This is a genomic window from Micromonospora sp. NPDC049529, from assembly GCF_055586685.1.
In genome coordinates this window covers 13,521-32,882 of record NZ_JBVJHT010000027.1, presented here as the reverse complement: position 1 = coordinate 32,882, position 19,362 = coordinate 13,521, and the positions used below count along the sequence as shown (strand labels likewise).

Genomic DNA, 19,362 nt, shown 5'->3' with positions numbered 1-19,362 from the left:
GAACGGTCCACCAGGGCTAACGTGCGGCCCAGAGCAGCCCCCGCTCGGTGAGGGCGCGGACCTCGGGTACCTCAAAATCGTCCAGCTTGTGGCCGACGGTGGAGACGAATATCCGGCCGGAGCCCCAGTTTCGAGTCCATATTGCGGGGACGGTGACCGGGCGCCGCCACGGCGTACCCGACGGATCCGCGGCGGCCGGGTCGGCGGGCTCGACATCGAAGGTCACCGTGGCGAGTACGTCGTTGAGCGGGTCGGTCAGCACCCAGTACTTCTCGGTGTGCACCGCCACCGCGTCGAGACCGGCGACGACCGGGTGCCCGGCCCGCTCGGGCACGACCGTCAGTTCATGATGGACGAAACCGGGCGGATGGTGCACGAAGACGCCGCCGGTGAGCTGATGGTAGGTGGTGTGGTGGAAGGCGCCGACGATCCCACCGTGCCAACCGGCGAAGCCGGTGCCGGCCCGTACCGCGTCGGCCAGGCCGGCCGCCTGTGCGTCGGTGATGGTCCCGATCGACCAGCACTGCACGATCAGGTCGGCGGCGGCCAGCCGGCCCGCGTCGGTGTAGACGTCGAGGTCCGAGCAGACCTGCACGGCGAAGCCCCGCTCCCGCAGGAACGGGATGAACAGCTCCGTCGCCGGCACCGGGACGTGTCCCTCCCAGCCGCCGCGCACCACGATCGCGTCCCGCACCGCATGCTCTCCCGTCCCCGGTGGATCCCGACCGCCCGGCGGTCGGTCCGCTCAGGGCCGCGTGCCGTCGGGCAGGTCCTCAACGTACGTCTGCCGTCCGGTGACCGCGTCCCGGACCTTGTCGACGACGCCCACCGCCGGTTCGACGATCCGGTTCCACGGTGGGGTGGCCGGGGTGGCCGGGTGCGGGCGGGTGGGTGCCGCCTCCTCGGCGATCTGCACCCGGTTGCCGAGCCGGATCAGATCGGCCTCGGTGGCGATCGAGCGCAGCGCCGGGAAGATGTCCGTCGCCGCGACCCGGCTGTGCCGGGCCACCTGCTCGCCGATCTCGATGACCGCCCGGTCGAACTCCGGCGCGTCGCTCGCGGCGCCGGACAGGTCGATCAGCGCGCGCAGCAGCGCCGCGTCGGCGGCGATCTCCCGGTCCGCGACCGACTCGCCGTCCGGCAGTGCGCTGCGCACGCTCGGGTAGAGGTACTGCTCCTCGGCCGACAGGTGCCGGGTGACGGTCGCGATCAGCACCTCGCCGACCCGGTGCCGCTGGTCGGCGGGAAGGGCCGGATCGGCCAACTCCCGGCACAGGGCGCCGATCTGCTCGTGCTCGTCGGCGAGCAGGTCGACCATGCTCGACCCGCCGGGACGGTAGTGCTCGTCGTCGTCGCCGACGGTGGGCGGCAGCGGGGGTAGGGGCACGGTCACGGTGGTCCTCCTGCGGGCGGTACGGCGACGATGGAAGGTGACGGAGATGGATGGGGGAACGCCGACGGCGATACCCGTACCCGTGGGGGGCCAAACCCGGTGGTCGATGTCCCCGACCGACACCGCCTCGTACGGTGACCCTGCGTGATCGTACGGTGGGTCCGGTCGGGGGCGGGTGACCCGGTCGGGGGCGGGCCGAGCCGACCGCCCGCCGGGGCCAACTGGTAAGAAGAACCGCATGACCAGCCATGCCGCGTCCAACCAGCCCAGCGCCACCGACGAGGTCGTCGACATCTGCCGTGACCTGCTGCGCATCGACACCAGCAACACCGGGGACAACGCCACCAGCGCCGGCGAACGGGTGGCCGCGGAGTACGTGGCCGGGCAGCTCGCCGAGGTCGGCATCAGTGCCGAGGTGCGCGAGTCGGCGCCCGGCCGGACCAGTCTGGTGGCCCGGATCCCGGGCACCGATCCCGGTCGGGGCGCACTCCTCGTGCACGGCCACCTCGACGTGGTGCCGGCCGACCCCAGCGAGTGGTCGGTGCACCCGTTCGCCGGTGAGCTGCGCGACGGCTACCTGTGGGGCCGGGGCGCCATCGACATGAAGGACTTCGACGCGATGGTGCTGGCGGTGGTCCGCCAGTGGCAGCGCACCGGCGTGCGCCCCCCTCGGGACATCGTGCTGGCCTTCACCGCCGACGAGGAGGCCGGCGGGGACTACGGCGCGCACTTCCTGGTCGACCGGCACCGGGAGCTGTTCGACGGGTGCACCGAGGCGGTCGGCGAGGTCGGCGGCTTCTCCTACTCGGTCAACGAGGACGTGCGCCTCTACCTGATCCAGACGGCGGAGAAGGGCCTGGACTGGATGCGCCTGCACGCGAAGGGGCGGCCGGGTCACGGGTCGATGGTGCACGACGACAACGCGGTCACCACGCTGGCCGAGGCGGTCGCGCGGGTCGGCCGGCACCGGTTCCCGCTGGTGCTGACCCCGACCGTACGGACCTTCCTGGAGGAGGTGTCCGACCTGCTCGGGATCGAGTTCGACCCGCAGAATCCGGAGCTGGCGATCGCCAAGCTCGGTCCGATCGCGAGCATCATCGGGGCGACCATCCGCAACACCGCCAACCCGACCCGGCTCGAAGCCGGTTACAAGGACAACGTGATTCCGGGCCGGGCCAGCGCGACCATCGACTGCCGGAGCCTGCCCGGCCAGTCGGAGCTGCTGCTGGAGCAGTTGCGCGAGGTGATCGGGCCGGACATCGAGGTGGAGTACACCCACCGGCAGCCGGCCGTCGAGACCACCTTCGACGGGGACCTGGTCGAGGCGATGTCGGCCGCGTTGCGGGCGGAGGATCCGGGCGCCCGGCCGGTGCCGTACATGCTCTCCGGCGGCACCGACGCCAAGGCGTTCGAGCGGCTGGGCATCCGCTGCTTCGGTTTCGCGCCGCTGCGCCTGCCCGCCGACCTGAACTTCTCCGCGTTGTTCCATGGCATTGACGAGCGCGTACCGGTCGACGGACTACAGTTCGGCGTGCGGGTACTCGACCGGTTCCTGCGCGACTGCTAGCCGCGCCGGATCAGTTCGCAAACCAGGGCGTTACCGACACGCCGCGGGTCCATCATGTCCCGCCTTTTGCCACCTCGAAGGGAAAGCCACACCATGACCGACCAGCACGCCGAGCTGGATGCCGCCCTGGAGCGGGTCATCGCGACCGCTCGGGCCCACCTCGCCGCGGTCAAGGCCGCCGAGGGCCGGATCGACGACGACGACGTCTGGCAGGCGTACGTCGCGCTCAACAACGCCTCGTTCGAGTACGACGAGCGACTGCTCGACGCGTTCGGCGAGGTCACTCCCTGGGACGTGGAGTCGATCGACCCGAACGAGGCCGACGAGCGGTTCGGCGTCGGCCTGGGCGGGGTCGACGGCAACGAGCCGACCGACCCGCACCCCCGGGTGGTCTCGGTCCGCCAGCGGCGCGACTACCGGGTGCCCAGCGTCGCGGCGCTGATCCGGGTGGCCGAGGCCGCCCGCCGGGCCGCCGCCGGTGAGGACGAGGAGTCCGAGCCGGTCGAGGGGGTCGGCGAGGCGGTGCTGGAGCTGCTCCAGACCGGCGACGGTTCGCTCGGCGCGCTCGACATCCCGGAGCTGGAGCCGCTCGACGGGCTGGTGATCGTCAGCGAGGTGGCGGTCCCGCTGGACCTGGAGTCGTTCGACGACGACGACAGCGCCGGGCCGTTCCGGCCGGGGGCCGAGGACCAGCTCGTCGGCCGGCTCGACGAACACCCGTTCCTGCCGTCCGAGGACGACGCCGATCACGATCACGATCACGACCACGGGGTGCCGTCGGCCCGGTAGTCGGCCGAACGCCCGGAATCAGTAGGAGAGGCCCGGTTGCGACGTTTGTGCCAGGCGGCGACGCAGCACCACCTGCCGCGTCCCGTCCCGGAACAGTCGCACCCGGGCCAGCTCCCAACCGGAGAATTCGGCCTGGATCGCCAGTTGAGCCGCGGCGGTCATCCGATCGACGTTTGACGGCAACCGCAGCGGTGCGTATTCGTAGTCCATGCCCCTATCCTGCCCACGCACGCCCGGCCGCACCAGGGGTTGAGATCGGGACGACTTCCCGGTCAGCCGTCCCGCTCCGGGTAGCCGACCGGAACCGCCGACACGTCGTCCAGGGCACGGGCGATCTCCGTCGGCAGGGTCATCCGTTCGACCTGCAGGGCGCCGAGCAGTTGACCGACCGTACGGGCACCGAGGATCGGGGCGACCACGCCCGGCCGGTCCCGTACCCAGGCCAGGGCCACCTCCATCGGTGACACGCCGAGCCCACCGGCAGCGGTGGCGACCGCCTCGACGATGCTCGAACAGCGGGGCTCCAGGTAGCTGGCGACGAACCGCTCGAAGTGCGGCGAGGCGGCCCGCGAGTCGGCCGGCCGGCCGTGCCGGTACTTACCGGTCAGCACCCCCCGGCCCAGCGGCGACCAGGGCAGCACCCCCAACCCCAGCCCGGCGCAGGCCGGCAGCACCTCGCGCTCGATGCCGCGCTCCAGCAGCGAGTACTCCACCTGGGCGGCGATCACCGGTGCCCGGCCGGGAAAAGCCGCCTGCCAGGTGGCGGCCCGCGCGGTCTGCCAGCCGGAGAAGTTCGACACCCCGACGTACCGGACCCGGCCGCTGGTCACCGCGTGGTCCAGCGCGGCGAGCGTCTCCTCGATCGGGGTGTCCGGGTCGTACCCGTGCACCTGCCACAGGTCCACGTGGTCGGTGCCGAGCCGGCGCAGCGAGGCGTCCAGGGTGCGCAGCAAATGGCCCCGGGAGCCGTCCCGTCGGCGCGACGACCCCGGCCGCAGCCCGGCCTTGGTCGCGATCAGCAGGTCCTCGCGGGGGACCAGGGTGCCCAGCAGCGAGCCGATCACCGACTCCGCGTCGCCGTCGGAATAGACGTCGGCGGTGTCGACCAGATTCCCGCCGGCATCGAGAAAGCTCTTCAGTTGCGCGGCCGCGTCGTCGGCGTCGGTGTCCCGACCCCAGGTCATGGTGCCGAGCGCGAGCCGCGAAACCGCCAGCCCGCTTCGGCCGAGCGGTCGCTGTTGCATGGGTGAACCTTATTCAGAACATCGCCGCACCGATATCCTCGCTCCCGCTGATGTGTGCCGCGCCGCGTGTTTCGGACCTGCGAGAAGGCCCGAATGACGGCCTTCCGACACCGCTGCACCATTCCGGGCGGCGCGTTGGACACCGGGTGGCCGGGTCGCACCCGGCGATTGCGTACCCTGGTGCGACTCGACCCACGGATGGGGGACCAGTGCGACTCGGGCTCAGTCTCGGCTACCAGACGGCGTGGAGCACACCCGCCGATCACCTGCTCCTGGCGCAGGAGGCGGACCGGCTCGGTTACTCGGTGGTCTGGGCCGCCGAGGCGTACGGGTCCGACTCGCCCAGCATGCTCGCCTGGATGGCGGGGCAGACCGAGCGGATCGACCTCGGTGCGGCGGTGATGCAGATCCCGGCCCGTACCCCGGCGACGACCGCGATGACCGCGGCGACCATCGACACGCTGTCCGGCGGCCGGTTCCGGCTCGGCCTCGGTGTCTCCGGTCCGCAGGTCTCCGAGGGCTGGCACGGCGTACGTTTCGCCAAGCCGCTGGCCCGCACCCGCGAGTACGTGGACATCGTCAGGCTGGCGCTGGCCCGCAAGCCGGTCGAGTACGACGGTGCCCACTACCGGCTGCCGCTGCCCGACGGACCCGGCAAGGCGCTGCGGCTCGGGTTCCACCCGCACCGCGAGCACGTGCCGATCTATCTCGCCGCGGTCGGGCCGAAGAATCTGGAACTCGCCGGTGAGATCGCCGACGGCTGGTTGGCCGTCTTCTTCGCCCCCGAGTTCGCCGCCGAGCAGTTGGCCGCGGTCGCCGCCGGTCGGGCGAGGGCGGGCGCGGAACTGGCCGGCTTCGACGTCGTACCGAGCGTCCCGCTGGTGCTCGGCGACGACGTGGAGGCCAGCGCGGAACTGGTCCGCTGGTACGCCGCGCTCTACGTCGGCGGCATGGGCAGCCGGGAGCAGAACTTCTACAACCAGCTCGCCATCCGGATGGGCTACGGCGACGCCGCCCGTGAGGTGCAGGATCTCTACCTGGCCAAGCGGCACCGGGACGCGGCGGCGGCGGTGCCGCTGGAGTTCATCGACCGGACCTCGCTGCTCGGGTCGAGGCAGCGGATCGCCGACCGGATGCGCGAGTACGCCGCCGCCGGGGTGACCACCCTGTCGGTGACCCTCTTCGTCGCCGACGTCGAGAGCGGGATCCGGACCCTGCGGACCGCCGCCGAGGCGCTGGACCTGTCCGGGGTGGGCGAGTGAGTACGGCGGTGCGCGGATGAGCTGGATCGAGGCGATCGTCCTCGGCATCGTGCAGGGGCTCACCGAGTTCCTGCCGGTGAGTTCGTCGGCGCACCTGCGGATCACCTCGGCGATCTTCTTCGACAAGGACGCCGGGGCCTCGTTCACCGCGGTCACCCAGCTCGGCACCGAGGCGGCCGTGCTGCTCTACTTCGCCAAGGACATCTGGCGGATCACCCGTACCTGGGTGGTCGGGATCTGGGACCGGTCGGTCCGCAGCGAGCTGGACTACCGGATGGGCTGGTACGTCATCGTCGGCTCGATTCCGATCGGGGTCTTCGGACTGGTGTTCGCCGACCAGATCCGGACCGCCGCGCGGAACCTGTGGCTGGTCGCCACCGTCTTGATCGTCTTCGCCTTCGTGCTCGCCTTCGCCGAGTACTGGGGTCGGCAGACCCGGACGATCAGGGACTTCACCATGCGCGACGGCGTGGTGATGGGGCTGGCCCAGGCGGCGGCACTGGTGCCCGGCGTGTCCCGCTCGGGCGGCACCCTCACCGCGGGCCTGTTCCTCAACCTGACCCGCGAGGCCGCCGCCCGGTACTCGTTCCTGCTGGCCATTCCGGCGGTGGTGATGTCCGGCCTGTTCAGCGTCCCGGACGTCTTCGACAACAGCGGTGACGGTTCCATCCCGACCCCCGCGCAGATGATCGTGGCCACGGCGATCGCCTTCGGGGTCGGCTACGTCTCCATCGCCTGGCTGCTGCGCTACGTCGCCCACCACACCCTGTACGCCTTCGTGCTGTACCGGGTGGCGCTCGGCAGCCTGGTACTGGCCCTGTTGATCACCGGCACCATCAGTGCGACCTGATCACCGGCGGCATCGGCGGCACCTGATCCGGTGGTCGGGACCGCCGAAGTAGGGTGGTCCGGTGGCAACCCTCCTACTTCTGCGACACGGCCGGACCACCGCGAACGCCAGCGGTGGACTGGCCGGGCGCCAGCCGGTCGAGCTGGACGAGACCGGCCGGGCCCAGGCCGTGGCGGCCGGCGCCCGGCTGCGCCCGCTCCCGTTGGCGGCCGTGGTCAGCAGCCCGCTCATCCGCTGCCTGCAGACCCTGGAGCTGGCGCTGCCGGGGGTCGCGCCCACGCTGGAGGAGGACCTGATCGAGTGCGGGTACGGCGACTGGGAGGGGCAGCCGCTCAAGAAACTGGCCAAGGATCCACTGTGGCCGGTGGTGCAGCAGCACCCGAGTTCGGTGGTGTTCCCCGGTGGCGAGGCGATGGCGGCGATGGCCACCCGTGCCGTCTCGGCGGTACGCCGCTGGGACGCCTCGGTCACCGCCGAGCACGGGCCGGAGGCGATCTGGCTGGCCTGTAGCCACGGCGACGTGATCAAGGCGATCGTGGCGGACGCGCTCGGCGTACACCTTGATCTTTTTCAGCGGATCGTGGCCGACCCGGCCTCGGTGACCGCGATCCGCTACACCCCGACCCGGCCGTTCGTGCTCCGGCTCAACGACTCCGCCGGCGATCTGGGCAACCTGGTGCCGCCCCGGCGGACCCGCCGACGCCGGCCCCGTCCGGCCGACTCCGACGCCGCGGTCGGCGGCGGTGCCGGCAGCGGTGAGCCGGGGTTGCAGCGATGAGCCCGGTCGACCCGAGCGGCCCCGTCGACCGGCCCCGCGCACGGGCGCTACCAGGCACGACCGGGCCCGAGCGGGGGTGGCCGGCGATTCGGGTCGGTGCGCTGCGCGGCGGCGGATCGGGCCGGATAGGGTCGTGGGTATGACCCACCAGGTGCACGCCTTCGAGCCGCCAGAGCGGTTCGTCGCTGGGACCGTGGGCCCGCCGGGGGAGCGGACGTTCTTTCTCCAGGCCAAGGGCGGCGGCCGGGTGGTCAGCGTAGCGCTGGAGAAGGTCCAGGTGTCGCTGCTGGCCGAAAAGCTGGAAGAGCTGTTGACCGAGGCGCAACGCCGGTTCGGGGTCGAGTTGCCCGATCCGGTGGTGGTCACCTCCGACAACGACCCGCTGGACAACCCGGTCGACGAGGAGTTCCGCGTCGGGACCCTGGGCCTCGCCTTCGACGTCGACACGGCCACCGTGGTCATCGAGGCGATCGCGGCCGGTGAGGCCGAGGCGGAGGTTGAGCTCGGTGAGCCCGACGAGGTCGACGAGACCGACGACGAGGACGAGGAGCCCGATGACGACCTCGACCGGCTGCGGGTGCGGTTGACCCCACAGGCGGCGCGGGAGTTCATCGAGCGGGCCCGCCGGGTGGTGAACGCCGGTCGGCCGCCGTGCCCGCTCTGCGGCCAGCCCCTCGACCCGGCCGGTCACCTCTGCCCCCGGCACAACGGCTACCACCGCTGATGATCGTCGACCCCGCGAACCGGGTGCCGCTGCGGTGACCGCCTCCGACGTGCAGCCGGCGCTCGACGAGAGCGACGCGCTACGCCTGCTCCGGGGCGGTGAGTTCGAGCTGGAGGGGCGGTTGGCCGACGCCTCCAACACCACCCTGCGGGGCTTCCTGACCCTCGACGGGGTGACCGCCCGGTGCGTCTACAAGCCGGTGCGCGGTGAGCGGCCGCTCTGGGACTTTCCCGACGGCACGCTGGCCGGCCGCGAGGTGAGCGCCTACCTGGTGTCACGGGCCAGCGGCTGGGACGTGGTGCCGCCGACGGTGCTGCGCGACGGCCCGTTCGGGCCGGGTGCCTGCCAGCTCTGGATCGACGAGCCGGCCGACGCCGAACCGGTGGTCGGCTTCGTACCGGCGGACAGTCTGCCGCCGAGGTGGTTCCGGGTGGCGGCGGCCCAGGACGACGACGGCGTGCCGTACGCGCTCGCCCACGCCGACGACCCGCGCCTGGCCCGGATGGCGGTCTTCGACGCGGTGATCAACAACGCCGACCGCAAGGGCGGGCACGTGCTGCTCGGGCCCGACGACCGGATCTACGGGGTCGACCACGGTGTCTGCTTCCACGTCGAGGACAAGCTGCGTACGGTGCTCTGGGGCTGGTCCCGCCGGATCCTGCCGCCGGACGCGGTCGAGGTGCTCGGCGAGCTCGCCGCCGGGCTTGCCGGGGCGCTCGGCGCGGAGCTGGCCGAACACCTGACCATCAGCGAGGTCGCCGAGGTGTCCGCGCGGGTGAACCGGCTGCTGGAGACGGGCCGGTTCCCGGTACCCCCCGTCGACTGGCCGGCCATCCCGTGGCCGCCGATCTGAGGTCGCCGGTCCCGCGTGGCGGCGACAATCGGACGGCCCGCGCCGGGGCGACCGTGCGCGCTATCGCATTGATCACCTCGGGCTGTCACGACGGGCCGGGCCGGGCTGGTTAGGCTGGCCGTCATGGACGCATGGACGGGGCATCAGGTGCCACGGCTACCGGGAACCGGTGAGCCGTTGGCGTTGTTCGACTCGGCGCGCGGCGCCGTTCACCCCAGTCGCCCCACCGGGCCGGCGACGATGTACGTCTGTGGCATCACGCCGTACGACGCGACCCACCTCGGGCACGCCGCCACTATGATCACGTTTGATCTGGTGCAGCGGATGTGGCGGGACAACGGGCACGAGGTGCGGTACGTCCAGAACGTCACCGACATCGACGACCCGCTGCTGGAACGGGCCGCGCGTGACGGCGAGGACTGGGTCGTGCTGGCGATGCGGGAGACGGCGCTGTTCCGGGAGGACATGGAGGCGCTGCGGATCATCCCACCGGCGCACTACGTCGGCGCGGTCGAGTCGATCCCGGCGATCGTCGAGAAGGTCGGCACCCTGTACGACGACGGTGCCGCGTACCGCCTGGAGGACGGGACCGGGGACGTCTACTTCGACCTCGCCGCCGCGCCCCGGTTCGGCTACGAGTCGAACCTGACCCGCGAGCAGATGCTCGTCCTCTCCGCCGAGCGCGGTGGCGACCCGGACCGGTCGGGCAAGCGCGACCCGTTGGACCCGCTGCTCTGGCGCGGGGCACGCGACGGCGAGCCGGCCTGGGAGGGCGGCCCGCTCGGTCCCGGTCGGCCCGGTTGGCACATCGAGTGCGCCTCGATCGCACTGGACCTGCTCGGCAACACCATGGATGTCCAGGGCGGCGGCAACGACCTGCTCTTCCCGCACCACGAGTGTTCGGCCGCGCACGCCGAGCGGTTGACCGGTGAGTCGCCGTTCGCCCGGCACTACGTCCACGCGGGCATGATCGGCCTGGACGGCGAGAAGATGTCGAAGTCCAAGGGGAACCTGGTCTTCGTGTCCCGGTTGCGGGCCGACCGGGTGGACCCGATGGCGGTGCGGCTGGGTCTGGTCGTCGACCACTACCGGTCGGACCGGACCTGGACCGACGACGTGCTCAAGACCGCCCAGCAGCGGCTGGCCCGGTGGCGCGAGGCGGCCGCGGCCGGCTCCGGGCCGTCCGGGGTCGAGCTGCTGGCCGGTGTACGGGGCCGGCTCGCCGACGACCTGGACACTCCGGGTGCGCTGGTGCTGCTGGACGCCTGGGCGGAGAGCGCCCTCGCCGGTGACGGTGGTGACCCGGCCGCCCCGGCGCTCTTCGCCGACACCGTCGACGCCCTGCTCGGAGTGAAGCTCTAGCCCGGTCCCGAACCGAACGCCGTCGTCCCGATCCCGGTCAGCCCAGCACCAGACCGGGGTCGGGTTCCGGCTCGGCCGCCGGTCCCGGAATCCGGTACTCCTCGGTCAGCGTGGTCATCGGTCCGGGCCAGGTCGCCTGGGCCACCTCGATCGGCTTGTGCCGGTCGTCGTACGCCACGTGCAGCAGGTGCAGCACCGGCGTGTCCGGCCGGATCTGGAGGATCTCGGCCTCCTCCCGGCTGGGCTGCCGGGCGCTGATGGTGTCGGTGGCCGAGCTGTACCCGCGCCCGATCGCCTCCTCGGCCTCCTGGTAGAGCGGCCGGCCGAACGCCTCCATCCGTTCCAGGCTGGTGCCGGCGGCGTCGGCCACCCGGAACCAGGAGGCGCCCACCTCGACCGGGGTGTCCTCGGTCCGGACCAGGTGCCGCCGGATGACCATCTCGGTGCCGTCCGGCACGCCGAACGCGTCGGCCACCTCCGGCGGCGCCGGTGCCCGGCCGACCTGGATCAGGTGTTGCCGGTAGCGGGCGGCGAGGTCGGCGTGGTAGCCCCGGTGACCGCCGTAGCGGCCACGGGAGAGCCGGTTGAGCCGGCGTCGGGTGCCGCGTACGTAGGTGCCGGAGCCGGGTTTGGTGATCAGGACGCCCTCGACCCGGAGCTGGTCGATGGCGCGCTGCACGGTCTGCTTGGCGACCCCGAACATCTCGGCGATGGCCGGGATGCTCGGCAGCCGTTCACCGGCCGCCCAGTCGCCCTGTCGGACCCGCGTACGCAACTGGGCCGCGATCTGCCGGTGCGGGAACTCGGCCGCCCCCGGATTGATCTGCACCTGGTTCCTCCCTCGCGCCGATCTTCGCCCACTAGGTTCCTAGGATGCCGTACGCGAGGTGGTCCGGCCCACAGCGACACGCCGAGGGCCGGACCTTCCGCGAGGGGGTTACGCGTTCACTGCCGCCGGACCGTCGTCACGGCCCACGCTCTTCGCTACGGCCTGCGCTGCCGTCACGGCTTGCGGGCGAGTACCGCGCCGTTCGCGCCCGGCGCCTCGAAGGCGACCGTACGGATGTCGGTGAACCCGGCCCGGTCCAGCCACGCGCGGTACTCGGCGCCCGAGTAGTTCCGTCCGCCCTCGGTCTCCACCAGCATGTTCATCCCCATCAGCGCGGCCGACGACGGCCCGGCCCGGTCGTCGTCGAGCAGCAGTTCGGAGATGATGATCGTGCCGCCGGGGGAGAGCGCGGCGAAGCACTTCGCCAGGATCAGCTGGTTTGTCGGCTCGTCCCAGTCGTGCAGGATCATGCTCAACAGGACCGCGTCGTAGCCCTCCGGCAGTGCCGGGTCGGCGAGGAAGTCCCCGCTGACGGTGTCCACCGTGCCGGCCAGGCCGGCGGTGTCGATCTTCGTGTCGGCCTGGGCGCAGACGTGCGGCAGGTCGAAGACGGTGGCCCGCAGGCCGGGGTGCTGCCGGCAGAGTTCGATCGAGAAGGCACCGGCCCCGCCGCCGACGTCGAGCAGCCGCCGGTGGCCGGTGAAGTCGTGCGCGCCGGCCAGGGCGCGGGCGGTGAAGATCGAGGTGGAGTACATCGCCTCCCAGAACAGGGCGAGCATCTCCGGGTCGTCGGCGTCGAACACCGACTCCTTGGCCTGCGGGTCCCAGGTGAGCGGCTTGTCGGTCCGCAGTGCCTCGCCGATCCGGTGCCAGGGCAGGTAGGTGCGCTCGTCGCAGTAGCGCACCTGGCCGCCGAAGTAGTACGGCTTACCGGCGACCAGGAACTCCTCGGCCAGCGCCGAGTTGCGGTAGCCGCCGCCGTCGGTCTTCTCCAGTAGGCCCAGCGAGGCGCAGGCGGACAGCAGTAGGTCGGCCGGGCGTTCGGCGATGCCGAACTCGGTGCCGGCGGTCTGCACCGTCAGCTCCCGTCCACCGGCGATCCGGGTGAACAGGCCGAGTTCGACCGCTGCCGCGAAAGTCTTGAAGCTCCAGAAACCGGTCACGAGCCCCATAAGGGGCGTAGGGGTGAGCATCCAGAAATATCATCATCTGAACGGGCGGCAGGCATGCGTCTGTCGGCTATCTGACATACACCTTTTTGGGTCTGCTACCGCCCGTTCGGCCGAGGCCTACCAGGAACCCGCCGTCGGGCCGGCGGAACCGCCCCGGCGACGCAGGTACTTCTCGAACTCCTGGGCGATCTCGTCCCCGGTCAACGGCTGGATGCCGGCGTCACCGACCCGCTCCTCCAGCTCCCGGACGTACTCGCCGAGCTCGGCGTCCTGCTCGGCGGCGGAACGCACCCGCTGCTCCCACTCGGCGGCCTCCTCGGCCAGGTCGGCCATGGGCACCGGCAGGTCGAGCACCTCCTCGACCCGGTGCAGCAGAGCCAGCGTCGCCTTCGGGCAGGGCGGATTGTTCGCGTAGTGCGGCACGTGCACCCAGAACGACACCGCGTCGACCTCGGCCCGGGTGCAGGCGTCCTGGAGCACGCCGACGATCCCGGTCGGGCCGTCGTACCGGGTCGGGGTGAGCTGGTAGCGCTCGGCGGCGTCCTTGTCCGACGCGCTCCCGCTGATCGGCAACGGCCGGGTGTACGGCACGTCGGCGAGCAGGGCACCGAGCAGCACGATCCGGTTGATCTCCAGGCTGTGGCACAGCTCCAGGATCTGCTCGCAGAAGGTCCGCCAGCGCATGCTCGGCTCGATCCCGCGGATCAGCACCACATCGCGGTCGGTCCCCTCGGGGCTGGCCAGCATGAACCGGGTGGTCGGCCACTCGACCCGGCGGGTCTCGCCCTCGGCCATCGTGATCGTCGGCCGGCTCACCTGGAAGTCGTAGAAGTCCTCCGGGTCCAGCTCGGCGATCTGCCGGGCCTGCCAGACCTGCTCCAGGTGTTCCACCGCCGCGGTCGAGGCGTCGGCGGCGTCGTTCCAGCCCTCGAAGGCGGCGATGGCCACCGGCGAGCGCAACGTGGGCAGGCCGTCGAACTCGGTCACGCGAGCACCTCGCCGTCACCGTCACCGCGCGGGGCGATGTCGAGCCGGATAACGCTGAACCGGTTGTCGCCGAGCCCGGCCGTCCCCGCGCCGTGCCCGGTGGCGCTGTCCCTGATGTCCCTCACGTCCGTCAGCCTACGTCTCTGCTCGGGATGGGGCCCGCCGGCCGCGCCGACACCCCACGCCCGCGCGCGACCTTGCCGGCCGGGCCCGCTCCCGGCCCGGTCGAACCGGCCGTACGGCGACCCGGATCGCCCAGGTCGGATGTTCGGGTACGGACCGGACGATGGCGACGCAGATCACATACTGGCGGAGTGTGTGTTGTGCAACCGCCCGTCGCCACGACTCGGATTAGCCTGGGTGGGTGCCGAACTCGCTGCTCGACGCCCTTGCCGCCCGGATTCTCATCGCCGACGGCGCGATGGGGACCATGCTGCAGGCGGCCGACCTCAGCCTGGACGACTTCGAGGGCTACGAGGGCTGCAACGAGGTACTGAACGTCACCCGGCCCGAGGTGGTCCGGTCGGTGCACGACGCCTACTTCGAGGCCGGGGCCGACTGCGTCGAGACGAACACCTTCGGCACCAACCTCGGCAACCTCGGCGAGTACGACATCCAGCACCGGATCGTCGAGCTGGCGCAGGCCGGTGCCCGGATCGCCCGACAGTCCGCCGACCACTGGTCGACGCCGGAGAAGCCGCGATTCGTGCTCGGCTCGATCGGCCCCGGCACCAAGCTGCCCACCCTCGGGCACAGCCGCTACGACACGCTGCGCCAGGCGTACCTGGAGAACGCCACCGGGCTGCTCACCGGCGGGGTCGACGCGCTGATCATCGAAACCTGCCAGGACCTGCTCCAGGTGAAGTCCGCTGTGGTCGGTGCCCGGCGGGCGATGGCGCAGGCCGGCCGTACGGTGCCGTTGATCTGCCACGTCACGGTCGAGACCACCGGGACCATGCTGCTCGGCAGCGAGATCGGGGCGGCGCTGACCGCCCTCGAACCGCTCGGCATCGACCTGATCGGGCTCAACTGCGCCACCGGCCCGGCCGAGATGAGCGAGCACCTGCGCTACCTGTCCCAGCACGCCCGGGTGCCGCTGTCGGTGATGCCGAACGCCGGCCTGCCGCAGCTCACCGCCGACGGCGCCTACTACCCGCTGACACCGCAGGAGCTGGCCGACGCGCTGGACCGGTTCGTCAACGAGTACGGCGTCTCCCTGGTCGGCGGCTGTTGCGGCACCACCCCGGAGCACATCCGGGCGGTCGCCGAACGGCTGACCGGGGCCACCCCGGTGCCGCGCCAGCCCGTGCCCGAGGCCGGTGTCGCGTCCATCTACCACCACGTGCCGTTCGCGCAGGACGCCAGCGTGCTGATGGTGGGGGAGCGGACCAACGCCAACGGCTCCAAGGCGTTCCGGGAGGCGATGCTCGCCGGTGACTGGCAGGCGTGCGTCGAGATCGCCCGCAGCCAGGCCCGCGACGGTTCGCACCTGCTCGACCTCTGCGTCGACTACGTCGGCCGGGACGGTGCCGAGGACATGCGGCAGCTCGCCAGCCGGTTCGCCACCGCCTCCACCCTGCCGATCATGCTCGACTCGACCGAACCGCAGGTGATCGAGGCCGGGTTGGAGATGCTCGGCGGCCGGTGCGTGGTCAACTCGGTCAACTTCGAGGACGGCGACGGACCCGAATCCCGCTACGCCCGGGTGATGCCGATCATCAAGGAGCACGGCGCCGCCGTGGTCGCGTTGACCATCGACGAGGAGGGCCAGGCCCGTACGGCGGAGTGGAAGGTCCGGGTCGCCTCCCGCCTGATCGACGACCTCACCGGCCGGTGGGGGCTGTCGCTGGGCGACATCATGGTCGACACGCTCACCTTCCCGATCGCCACCGGCCAGGAGGAGACCCGGCGCGACGGCATCGAGACGATCAACGCGATCCGCGAGATCGCGAAGCGGTACCCCGGCGTCAACTTCACCCTCGGGCTGTCCAACGTCTCCTTCGGACTCAACCCGGCGGCCCGCCAGGTGCTCAACTCGGTCTTCCTGCACGAGTGCGTGCAGGCCGGTCTGACCAGTGCGATCGTGCACGCCAGCAAGATCCTGCCGATGTCGAAGATCCCCGAGGAGCAGCGCGAGGCCGCCCTCGACCTGGTCTACGACCGGCGTCGACCGGCCATCGACGACCAACCCGCGTACGACCCGGTGCAGCGCTTCATCCAGGTCTTCGAGGGCGTCGACGCCGCCTCGGCCCGCGCCACCCGAGCCGAGGAGCTGGCCGGGCTGCCACTGGACGAACGACTCAAGCGCCGGATCATCGACGGCGAACGCAAGGGCCTCGAAGTCGACCTCGACGAGGCGCTGACGCAACGGCCCGCGTTGGCGATCATCAACGACACCCTGCTCGACGGGATGAAGGTGGTCGGCGAGCTGTTCGGCTCCGGCCAGATGCAGTTGCCGTTCGTGCTCCAGTCGGCCGAGGTGATGAAGACCGCCGTCGCCTACCTCGAACCGCACATGGAGAAGGCCGACGACGGCGGCAAGGGCAAAATCGTGCTTGCCACGGTCAAGGGCGACGTCCACGACATCGGCAAGAACCTGGTCGACATCATCCTGTCCAACAACGGCTACGAGGTCGTCAACATCGGCATCAAGCAGCCGATCACCGCGATCCTCGACGCCGCCGAGGAGCACCGGGCCGACGCGATCGGCATGTCCGGCCTGCTGGTCAAGAGCACCGTCATCATGAAGGAGAACCTCCAGGAGATGGCGTCGCGCGGGGTCGCCGAACGCTGGCCGGTGCTGCTCGGCGGGGCCGCGCTCACCCGGGCCTACGTCGAGGACGACCTCCGGTCGACGTACGCCGGCCAGGTGCACTACGCCCGCGACGCGTTCGAGGGACTGTCCCTGATGGACCGGGTGATGATCGCCAAGCGCGGTGGTGCCGCAGTGGTCGACCCGGAGCGGGAGGCGGCCCTGGCGGCCCGCAGAGCCCGACGGGAGCGGCAGCGGACGATGGTCACCGACGCCCTGCCGGACATCAACGACTCCTCGGTCCGCTCCGACGTCGCCACCGACATCGAGGTGCCCACACCGCCGTTCTTCGGCACCCGTGTGATCAAGGGTGTGCCGCTGGCCGACTACTCGGCCCTGCTGGACGAGCGGGCGACGTTCGTCGGCCAGTGGGGGCTGCGCGGTGCCCGAGGTGGCAACGGCCCGTCGTACGAGGAACTGGTCGCAACCGAGGGCCGGCCCCGGCTGCGCTACTGGCTCGACCGGCTGATCTCCGACAAGGTGCTCGAAGCGGCGGTGGTCTACGGCTACTTCCCGGCGTACTCCGAGGGCAACGACCTGGTGGTGCTGGACGAGAACGGGCACACCGAACGGGCCAGGTTCACCTTCCCCCGCCAACGGCAGGAACGCCGACTCTGCCTCGCCGACTTCTTCAAGCCGCGCGGGGAACAGTTGGACGTGGTCGCGTTGCAACTGGTCACCGTCGGGCAGCCGGTCAGCGAGTACACCGCGAAGATGTTCGCCCGTAACGAGTACCGCGACTACCTTGAGGTGCACGGGCTGTCCGTACAGCTCACCGAGGCACTGGCCGAATACTGGCACCGCCGGGTCCGCAACGAACTGGTCCTGCCCGGCGGTCGTACGGTCGGCAGTTCCGATCCGACGGACTTGGCCGGCCTGCTGCACAACGACTACCGAGGCTGCCGGTACGCGCTCGGCTACACCGCCTGCCCCGACCTCGAAGACCGGGCGAAGATCGTCGACCTGCTCGGTGCCGACCGCATCGGCGTACGCCTCTCCGAGGAGTTCCAACTCGAACCGGAACAGGCCACCGACGCCATCATCGTCCACCACCCCGACGCCAACTACTTCAACGCCAAGTAGCCGCCGTACACGCCTTGACCTTCGCTGGAAGGCCGTCGAGTGCCCCCCATGCCATGATCGGGCCGTACTGCGGATCGCCGTATGGTGGCCATCCCTGTCCGGCTAAGGAGTGGTCCTCGGCTTGGCTGCCGGCGGCATGCCTGTGAGAACTTCCTGTACGTTTCAAGGCGGCCCGCTCGCGCCGCCGCCTGGGCGCGTCCGTCGCTCCGACTCCGGCCACACAACACGCCCGGTGGCCGGCGCGGAAAGCGGAAGCCCAAGGGGCCGCCGGAGACGACAGCGCCGAGAGTGGGAGTTGTTGATGGGCCGGCAGCCGGCCGGGCCGGCCAGGGGTCGCGCAGCGTGCTCGACGCACGCCGCGCCGTTGGCGAGCAGGCGGGGGGAGTGCGGGGTTGCGGTTACTGTGCCTCCGGCGGGGGATCCCCCGGCCCCGGTACGCCGGTGAGGCCAGCGCCGCCGGGTCCGTGGGTGGTTGAGCTGGGAGCCATCCCGCCCACCGTCGACCTGGGCGAAGCCGAGCAGACCACCGCCCGAGGCGCCAGCGTCCGTACGGGCGTCAAGGCCCGCTTGTCATGGCGCCCCGGACGCCGGCCCGCTCCACAGTGTGCGGGTCGACGGCGAACGGGATGGCGATGATAATGCGTGGCGTGCCGTACAGGTCCTGCTGGGTAGAGTTATAGAGGAGCACCGTTGGTTATCGACATTGCCGATCTAGCAATCGCTGCCGGTGGCGTTGCTGTAGGAATTCTTGCAGTTCTGGTCGGTCGGCGTACATTGAGGCCGCCACGCAGAAGGCTGCTCTTCGGGTACGAAGGACCTCATGCATTGCTGCCGGATAAGATCGGCGCTGGTAGTGGCAGTTTTGAAGTCCGTTATAATGGATCCGAGGTCGTGAGTCCGCACATTACGACCTTGGTCCTCGTTCCGGGCGGAACACACGACATTGCGAGCGCCAACTTTGACGGCGGAAAGTCTCTGGAGTTCTCTCTTCATGTCGGTGGGTCGATTCTAAGTCAAGAACCAAGCGACCTTCCCCTAAGCTACGTCGACGAAGTGCTGAGGGTCGGCCCAGCGCTGCTACGCGTTGGTGACAAATATGCAATAACGCTGTTGACTGCGGGGAGGCCATCTACAGATGCGCCAAAAAACCTTTGCCTGATGTGCAGGTGACTGGTCTACATGAATGGCTCCAAGCGGCAGGAAAGTTGTCGAATAGGGCTGTGAATTTCGGAGTCACCATAAGCGCTGCATCATTTTTTCTTGTCAGCATTGGTGCTTTCTTCCTGCCTGGTGGCTTCAAGGACAACGAGTCATTGCCTGCAGATTCACCGTACGCCATCGCCCTTGTGGGGGCACTAACGCTTACGGTCCTGTCGGTTACTCTTATTCCTTGGTTGGTCCACCGTCGTCATGCTGTCTAAGCGAGGGTGGTAGCTGCCGCGTCGCCGCAGGGAGGGCGCGAATGCTTGGAGCACAGCTGCTGGGTTCCTCCTGTGGTGAGGGGGACGGTGGCTGGTCTTGCCCTACCGGGCCACCTACCCCTCCGGCTCTCCATTGGCTGTCGTCGGAGGGTAGGGCTGCCGTTGCCTGCATCAGCGCTCGCGCCGAGAGCCCGCTGTCTTTCTCAGTCCGCGCCGGGCCGTCGAAGGTGGACCAA

At 70.6% G+C, this 19,362-nt stretch carries 17 protein-coding genes; 9 read left to right on the top strand and 8 right to left on the bottom strand.

Annotated features, from left to right (window positions below; translation table 11 throughout):
• Nucleotides 1–16: 16 nt before the first annotated feature.
• Both ACZ6QQ_RS33145 and ACZ6QQ_RS33140 read right to left on the bottom strand, forming a co-directional pair.
• Nucleotides 17–694, bottom strand: coding sequence for a ThuA domain-containing protein (locus ACZ6QQ_RS33145; protein ID WP_465881658.1), 678 nt, complete (start codon nt 692–694; stop codon nt 17–19).
• Between the two features lie 51 nt (nt 695–745).
• Nucleotides 746–1,393 carry a hemerythrin domain-containing protein gene (locus ACZ6QQ_RS33140; RefSeq protein ID WP_465881656.1) on the bottom strand — a complete coding sequence of 216 codons (648 nt, stop codon included), beginning with the start codon at nt 1,391–1,393 and terminating at the stop codon, nt 746–748.
• A gap of 238 nt (nt 1,394–1,631) precedes the next feature.
• Here ACZ6QQ_RS33140 and ACZ6QQ_RS33135 point away from each other — a divergent pair, with 238 nt between their 5' ends.
• The gene (locus ACZ6QQ_RS33135; RefSeq protein ID WP_465881655.1) at nt 1,632–2,960 is read left to right on the top strand and encodes a M20/M25/M40 family metallo-hydrolase; all 1,329 of its coding nucleotides are present in this window, start codon (nt 1,632–1,634) and stop codon (nt 2,958–2,960) included.
• 93 nt (nt 2,961–3,053) lie between these two features.
• Nucleotides 3,054–3,749, top strand: coding sequence for a hypothetical protein (locus ACZ6QQ_RS33130; protein WP_465881653.1), 696 nt, complete (start codon nt 3,054–3,056; stop codon nt 3,747–3,749).
• 18 nt (nt 3,750–3,767) lie between these two features.
• Here ACZ6QQ_RS33130 and ACZ6QQ_RS33125 read toward each other — a convergent pair whose 3' ends face one another.
• Together ACZ6QQ_RS33125 and ACZ6QQ_RS33120 are read right to left on the bottom strand one after the other, a co-directional pair.
• The gene (locus ACZ6QQ_RS33125) at nt 3,768–3,959 is read right to left on the bottom strand and encodes a DUF5703 family protein (RefSeq protein WP_326558636.1); all 192 of its coding nucleotides are present in this window, start codon (nt 3,957–3,959) and stop codon (nt 3,768–3,770) included.
• Nucleotides 3,960–4,021: 62 nt separating this feature from the next.
• Entirely contained in the window at nt 4,022–4,993 is a 972-nt protein-coding gene (locus ACZ6QQ_RS33120; RefSeq protein ID WP_465881652.1) for an aldo/keto reductase, read from the bottom strand.
• A gap of 209 nt (nt 4,994–5,202) precedes the next feature.
• Here ACZ6QQ_RS33120 and ACZ6QQ_RS33115 point away from each other — a divergent pair, with 209 nt between their 5' ends.
• The 6 genes from ACZ6QQ_RS33115 to mshC all read left to right on the top strand — a co-directional run bounded on the left by ACZ6QQ_RS33115 (nt 5,203) and on the right by mshC (nt 10,822).
• Nucleotides 5,203–6,255, top strand: coding sequence for an LLM class F420-dependent oxidoreductase (locus tag ACZ6QQ_RS33115; protein WP_465881650.1), 1,053 nt, complete (start codon nt 5,203–5,205; stop codon nt 6,253–6,255).
• Nucleotides 6,256–6,271: 16 nt separating this feature from the next.
• The gene (locus tag ACZ6QQ_RS33110) at nt 6,272–7,105 is read left to right on the top strand and encodes an undecaprenyl-diphosphate phosphatase (protein ID WP_465881649.1); all 834 of its coding nucleotides are present in this window, start codon (nt 6,272–6,274) and stop codon (nt 7,103–7,105) included.
• Nucleotides 7,106–7,166: 61 nt separating this feature from the next.
• Nucleotides 7,167–7,883 carry a histidine phosphatase family protein gene (locus tag ACZ6QQ_RS33105; RefSeq protein ID WP_465881647.1) on the top strand — a complete coding sequence of 239 codons (717 nt, stop codon included), beginning with the start codon at nt 7,167–7,169 and terminating at the stop codon, nt 7,881–7,883.
• Between the two features lie 139 nt (nt 7,884–8,022).
• The gene (locus ACZ6QQ_RS33100; RefSeq protein ID WP_465881646.1) at nt 8,023–8,607 is read left to right on the top strand and encodes a DUF3090 domain-containing protein; all 585 of its coding nucleotides are present in this window, start codon (nt 8,023–8,025) and stop codon (nt 8,605–8,607) included.
• Nucleotides 8,608–8,641: 34 nt separating this feature from the next.
• Nucleotides 8,642–9,460, top strand: a complete 819-nt coding sequence (locus ACZ6QQ_RS33095; protein ID WP_465881644.1) for an SCO1664 family protein — start codon at nt 8,642–8,644, stop codon at nt 9,458–9,460.
• Nucleotides 9,461–9,583: 123 nt separating this feature from the next.
• Nucleotides 9,584–10,822 carry a cysteine--1-D-myo-inosityl 2-amino-2-deoxy-alpha-D-glucopyranoside ligase gene (gene mshC / locus ACZ6QQ_RS33090; protein WP_465881642.1) on the top strand — a complete coding sequence of 413 codons (1,239 nt, stop codon included), beginning with the start codon at nt 9,584–9,586 and terminating at the stop codon, nt 10,820–10,822.
• A 37-nt stretch (nt 10,823–10,859) separates the two neighbouring features.
• Here the strand turns inward: mshC and ACZ6QQ_RS33085 are convergent, their stop codons facing one another.
• The 4 genes from ACZ6QQ_RS33085 to ACZ6QQ_RS33070 form a co-directional block, all read right to left on the bottom strand.
• Nucleotides 10,860–11,651, bottom strand: a complete 792-nt coding sequence (locus ACZ6QQ_RS33085; RefSeq protein ID WP_465881641.1) for a GntR family transcriptional regulator — start codon at nt 11,649–11,651, stop codon at nt 10,860–10,862.
• A 173-nt stretch (nt 11,652–11,824) separates the two neighbouring features.
• Nucleotides 11,825–12,844 (bottom strand): methyltransferase, encoded by a 1,020-nt coding sequence (locus ACZ6QQ_RS33080; RefSeq protein ID WP_465881639.1) that lies wholly within the window; start codon nt 12,842–12,844, stop codon nt 11,825–11,827.
• Between the two features lie 96 nt (nt 12,845–12,940).
• Entirely contained in the window at nt 12,941–13,810 is an 870-nt protein-coding gene (locus ACZ6QQ_RS33075) for a PAC2 family protein (protein ID WP_326558626.1), read from the bottom strand.
• Complete coding sequence (locus tag ACZ6QQ_RS33070; RefSeq protein WP_465881638.1) at nt 13,807–13,935, bottom strand: hypothetical protein; 129 nt, start codon at nt 13,933–13,935, stop codon at nt 13,807–13,809. The genes ACZ6QQ_RS33075 and ACZ6QQ_RS33070 overlap by 4 nt, the downstream gene beginning before the upstream one ends.
• A 251-nt stretch (nt 13,936–14,186) precedes the next feature.
• On the opposite strand from ACZ6QQ_RS33070, the gene metH reads away from it, so the two are divergent.
• Complete coding sequence (gene metH, locus ACZ6QQ_RS33065; protein ID WP_465881768.1) at nt 14,187–17,705, top strand: methionine synthase; 3,519 nt, start codon at nt 14,187–14,189, stop codon at nt 17,703–17,705.
• Nucleotides 17,706–19,362 lie beyond the last annotated feature (1,657 nt).

Excerpts from the sequence above, each read along its gene's own strand:
- mshC (WP_465881642.1), top strand. The coding sequence starts at position 9,584 with ATGGACGCATGGACGGGGCATCAGGTGCCACGGCTACCGGGAACCGGT.
- ACZ6QQ_RS33080 (WP_465881639.1), bottom strand. The coding sequence starts at position 12,844 with ATGCTCACCCCTACGCCCCTTATGGGGCTCGTGACCGGTTTCTGGAGC.
- ACZ6QQ_RS33135 (WP_465881655.1), top strand. The coding sequence starts at position 1,632 with ATGACCAGCCATGCCGCGTCCAACCAGCCCAGCGCCACCGACGAGGTC.
- ACZ6QQ_RS33120 (WP_465881652.1), bottom strand. The coding sequence starts at position 4,993 with ATGCAACAGCGACCGCTCGGCCGAAGCGGGCTGGCGGTTTCGCGGCTC.
- ACZ6QQ_RS33100 (WP_465881646.1), top strand. The coding sequence starts at position 8,023 with ATGACCCACCAGGTGCACGCCTTCGAGCCGCCAGAGCGGTTCGTCGCT.
- ACZ6QQ_RS33130 (WP_465881653.1), top strand. The coding sequence starts at position 3,054 with ATGACCGACCAGCACGCCGAGCTGGATGCCGCCCTGGAGCGGGTCATC.
- ACZ6QQ_RS33110 (WP_465881649.1), top strand. The coding sequence starts at position 6,272 with ATGAGCTGGATCGAGGCGATCGTCCTCGGCATCGTGCAGGGGCTCACC.
- ACZ6QQ_RS33125 (WP_326558636.1), bottom strand. The coding sequence starts at position 3,959 with ATGGACTACGAATACGCACCGCTGCGGTTGCCGTCAAACGTCGATCGG.